Genomic DNA, 4,364 nt, shown 5'->3' with positions numbered 1-4,364 from the left:
TCAATTTAATTTGGGCGTGATGTATGATGATGGACGAGGCGTCAAACAAGATGATGTTGAAGCGGTGAAATGGTTTCGCAAAGCGGCGGAGCAGGGGGATGCATCGGCTCAATTTAATTTGGGCTTGATGTATGCTAATGGACAAGGCATCAAACAAGATGATGTTGAAGCGGTGAAATGGTTTCGCCAAGCCGCGGAGCAGGGGGATGCATCGGCTCAATTTAATTTGGGCGTGATGTATGATGATGGACGAGGCGTCAAACAAGATGATTTTGAAGCGGTGAAATGGTATCGCCAAGCCGCGGAGCAGGGACAGGCAAAGGCTCAATTTAATTTAGGCGTGATGTATGAAGGCGGGCATGACGTAAAACAAGATGATGTTGAAGCGGTGAAATGGTATCGCCAAGCCGCGGAGCAGGGACAGGCAAATGCTCAGGCTAATTTAGGTTCGGCTTATAGTGCAGGGCGTGGCGTAAGACAAGATGATACCGAAGCCGTGAAGTGGTTTAAGAAAGCAGCAGAAAATGGTAGTGCTGATGGGCAGCTTAAATTAGGTATATCGTATCTTATTGGACGAGGTATTCAGAAAGATAGAACACTCGCCAAAGAATGGTTTGGTAAGGCTTGTGATAATAGTAATCAAAATGGTTGCAAATATTATGGCAAGCTAAATAGAGGAGAGTTGTAATGAAAAATTGGCAATTTCAACTTGTAAGTGGGATTGCCGTTTTATTTTGTTTGCTTTACTTTAACGCGGTGATGCATTATGGTGCAGATAAAACATTATTGGATAAAACGGTGATTGTTTTAACTTTTCTGGGAACACTTGCAGGAATTTTAGCGGCTATATCTGTTATCTATGCTTTTATTTCATACAAGGATTTTAAAGAAAATATTAATGAAGCAGAAAATAATCTACAAAATTTAAGAGAAGAGCATAAAAATATAAAAGGAGAGATAGTTAAGGTTTTATCAAGTGTAGAAATAAAAGAGGGTAAACTTGAAAGTATATTGAAAGATTACTCACATAAAGAAAAGATGTTTAATTTGCTTTCTCGATATGTTCTAAATGAAAGTATCAAGGAAAATGAAATAGAGTGGATCAGCCTAGCAATAAATACAAAAGATTTAGATATGGGATATAGGCTTTATTCTATTTTAGCTAAGTTTAAACAAGAAGATGATGAAATCCGTATTAATGAAGCCATATTTGGGAACGAGAAATTTAATGAAGAGATTATTGAATTAGGGATTAAAGCCATACCTTACTATGCGATGCTTGCCAAACTAGAGCCTAACGCAGAGCAAAGCTATCGCGATCATATTCGCTATATCATAAAACATTTTATAGAAAGCAAAAATTTATCTAATGAAATTATTGAGCGAGTGAGACAGATTATTCTTGATGTGGTAAGAGAAGATGAATTTTATCTTTTTAATTTTGGTATGGATAATGATTTAATTGAGATTATTGCAAAAATAAATGAAATTTTTAAAATTTCATATCAAGACTTACAAAGTTACGAGTTAATCAATCCATATAATTATCGTGGTAAAAGAATAAGTAATATATTTAAATCTTAATAAGGAAAACAAATGAAACTCACAAAAACACTTTTAACCTCCGCACTTTTAGGTGCTTCTCTCTTTTCTTTTCACTCCACCGCTTGGGCGGATACGCCGGAACAGCAATTCCAACAAGGTCTTGAAGCTACAAAAAGGGGTGATTATCAAACCGCCTTTAAACTTTGGTTACCTCTGGCAGAGCAGGGAGATGCACAGGCTCAATTTAATTTGGGCTTGATGTATGATAAGGGGCAAGGCGTCAAACAAGATGATGTTGAAGCGGTGAAGTGGTATCGCAAAGCCGCGGAGCAAGGACTTGCACAGGCTCAATTAAATTTGGGTAATATGTATCGAACCGGAGAAGGCGTCAAACAAGATGATGTTGAATCGGTGAAATGGTATCGCAAAGCGGCGGAGCAAGGACTTGCACTGGCTCAATTAAATTTGGGCGTAATGTATAATAAGGGGCAAGGTGTAAAACAAGATTATTTTGAAGCGGTAAAATGGTATAAAAAATCTGCTGAACAAGGTGTGGCTTTAGCACAGTATGAGTTGGCTGGTATGTATATTACAGGCTGGGGAGTAAAACAAGATTTTGCGGAAGCTTTTAAATGGTTAGAAAAAGCAGCGAATCAAGAAAATGTTGAAGCTCAATATCAATTGGGTTTAATGTATCATAATGGTTTTGGGGTTAAACAAAATGATGCTCAATCTATAAAATGGTTTAAGAAAGCAGGAGATAGCGGGCATTTAGCTGCACAAAAACAGTTAGGTGCTATCTATTTTTCTGGAGACATTGTTAAGAAAGATGAGAAAGAGGGGGTGAAATGGTATCAAAAAGCAGCAGAGCAAAATGATGGCGATGCTCAAATGATTCTTGGGTATTCTTATGCAGGTGGTCTTGGTGTAAAACAAAATCTTGCTACGGCTAAAAAATGGTTTGGTATGGCTTGTGATAATAAAATCCAAGAAGGTTGTGATACGTATCGTGAATTAAATCAGGGAGCAAAATAATGAAGAAAAAATTAACCTTAGCCTTTTTATTATTGGCGGCGATTGGTGGCGGAGCGGTGTATTTTACCCAATATTACCCAGAACAGGCAGAAATTCGGAAGTTAGAACGTTTATTAGAGCGTAAACAGCATTATGACGATATAAAGGCAAGCGAGGAATTAGAAAACTTTCCTGCTGAGCGTTTGCGTGTGTTAGCAGAAAAAGGTTATCCAGCTGCACAATTTCAGTTAGCTGAAATCTATGAAAGTAATGATCAAAAAGAATTTGCTAAAAAATGGTATGAGAAAGCGGCTGCACAAAATTATGCTGAGGCTTATTATCAATTATCCAATTTAGATGAGCAAATAAAAGATGAATACCTTGAAAAAGCTATTCAATTAGGAAGTTATAATGCGAAAAATTTCCAAGCACTCCGCTTGGTTTTTAAAGGAGATAAGTTAAGTGCAATAATGTTATTGACCCAAAATGCTGAAGCAGGATTTCCAGATTCTCAAGCAAATTTGGGAAGTGCTTATTTTTATGGTGATGGTGTACAACAAGATTGGCAGAAAGCATTTTATTGGTATAGTGAAGCTTACAAAAATATCAAAATAAATAACACATCGGATGTGCTATTTATAGTATTTGGAGGTGGAGATATTAATATTTACCAAAATTTAGCTACGCTTTATTTATTAGGTTTGGGTACACCAAAGAATGAAAAAATAGTTGAAGAATTGTTGGATAGATGTAACGAATATTTGACTTGCAAAGATAAAAAAATTACGGATATTACCGGTTTAAAACTGAATGTTCTTAGTCGTGATGATTTGCCAAAACAGCCCGATCTTCAAGAAAAAATTGAAGTAATTAAAGAAGAGTTGGTATTAAGTAAAGATCCGAACGTGTTAATCAAGCTAGGCAAGTTGGAAAAAGATAAAGCCAAAGCGAAAACATATTTTGGTGATGCCTGCGATTTACGCAGCCAAGAAGGGTGTGATAAATATCGAGAGTTAAACGAAAAAGAACAAGAGAAATAATTGCCCAAGCGGTCAAATTCCTCCCACTATTTGCAACACGTGAGAAGAAATTGACCGCTTGTTTTTTCTTAAAAAGAAGCGTACACTTCATTCAATTTTTAGTCGGGGTGCCGAAAGGCTGAGATGATACCCGTGAACCTGAAACAGTTAGCACTGACGTAGGAAACTAATATGCCAAGTCTATTCTTATCAATCACGATCTTATCGTTTTTACCTTCCCCGATTTCCATCACTACTTTCACCCACTAGCTTGTGGGCGTTTGTGTTTGTTACACGCACAGAATAGGGAAATTGTCATGAAATCCATCTATCTCTCCAAAATCCGTGAGCAGAATCCGCTCATTCATAACATCACCAACATTGTAGCAGCGAATTTTAGTGCTAATGGCTTGTTGGCATTGGGGGCTTCGCCATTGATGTCGGCGAATGTCGAAGAAATGCAGGAAGTACCGAAAATCAGTCAAGCGTTGGTCATTAATATCGGCACGCTGATTGGCAAGGAGCGAGAGGCAATGTTGTTGGCGGGTAAAACCGCAAATGCGGTTGGGATTCCTGTGGTGTTAGATCCTGTGGGTGTGGGGGCAACCAGTTATCGTCGTGAGACCATTCGTGAGCTGTTAGCCGAGGTAAAATTTGCTCTGATTCGGGGCAATGCGGGCGAACTGGCTGCGATTGCAGGAGAAGCATGGCAAGCAAAAGGTGTGGATGCAGGGCAGGGCGAAGTGGATTTAAAAGCCGTTGCCGAGAAAGTGGCTCAACGCTATG

Annotated in this window: 5 protein-coding genes and 1 riboswitch; all 5 genes read left to right on the top strand. The window is 38.4% G+C overall.

Annotated features, from left to right (window positions below; translation table 11 throughout):
• On the top strand, positions 1 to 688 hold a 688-nt coding region (locus tag QMF79_RS03265), incomplete at its 5' end, for an SEL1-like repeat protein (RefSeq protein WP_281772754.1).
• Complete coding sequence (locus tag QMF79_RS03260) at positions 688 to 1,584, top strand: hypothetical protein (RefSeq protein ID WP_111312181.1); 897 nt, start codon at positions 688 to 690, stop codon at positions 1,582 to 1,584. The genes QMF79_RS03265 and QMF79_RS03260, both read left to right, overlap by 1 nt.
• 12 nt (positions 1,585 to 1,596) lie before the next feature.
• The gene (locus QMF79_RS03255; protein ID WP_345739937.1) at positions 1,597 to 2,580 is read left to right on the top strand and encodes a tetratricopeptide repeat protein; all 984 of its coding nucleotides are present in this window, start codon (positions 1,597 to 1,599) and stop codon (positions 2,578 to 2,580) included.
• Positions 2,580 to 3,599 carry a tetratricopeptide repeat protein gene (locus tag QMF79_RS03240; RefSeq protein ID WP_281772753.1) on the top strand — a complete coding sequence of 340 codons (1,020 nt, stop codon included), beginning with the start codon at positions 2,580 to 2,582 and terminating at the stop codon, positions 3,597 to 3,599. The genes QMF79_RS03255 and QMF79_RS03240 overlap by 1 nt, the downstream gene beginning before the upstream one ends.
• 93 nt (positions 3,600 to 3,692) lie before the next feature.
• Positions 3,693 to 3,781, top strand: a riboswitch (TPP riboswitch).
• Between the two features lie 114 nt (positions 3,782 to 3,895).
• A partial coding sequence (locus QMF79_RS03235) for a hydroxyethylthiazole kinase (RefSeq protein WP_281772752.1) occupies positions 3,896 to 4,364 on the top strand: 469 nt, incomplete at its 3' end.

Source organism: Pseudohaemophilus parahaemolyticus, from assembly GCF_938021905.1.
Taxonomy (GTDB): Bacteria; Pseudomonadota; Gammaproteobacteria; order Enterobacterales; family Pasteurellaceae; genus Haemophilus_A; species Haemophilus_A parahaemolyticus_B.
Note: the sequence above shows the minus strand (reverse complement) of the source record. Positions and strands in the feature narration are given on the sequence as shown.

Coding starts and splice junctions, on each gene's coding strand:
- QMF79_RS03260 (WP_111312181.1), top strand. CDS start 688: ATGAAAAATTGGCAATTTCAACTTGTAAGTGGGATTGCCGTTTTATTT.
- QMF79_RS03255 (WP_345739937.1), top strand. CDS start 1,597: ATGAAACTCACAAAAACACTTTTAACCTCCGCACTTTTAGGTGCTTCT.
- QMF79_RS03240 (WP_281772753.1), top strand. CDS start 2,580: ATGAAGAAAAAATTAACCTTAGCCTTTTTATTATTGGCGGCGATTGGT.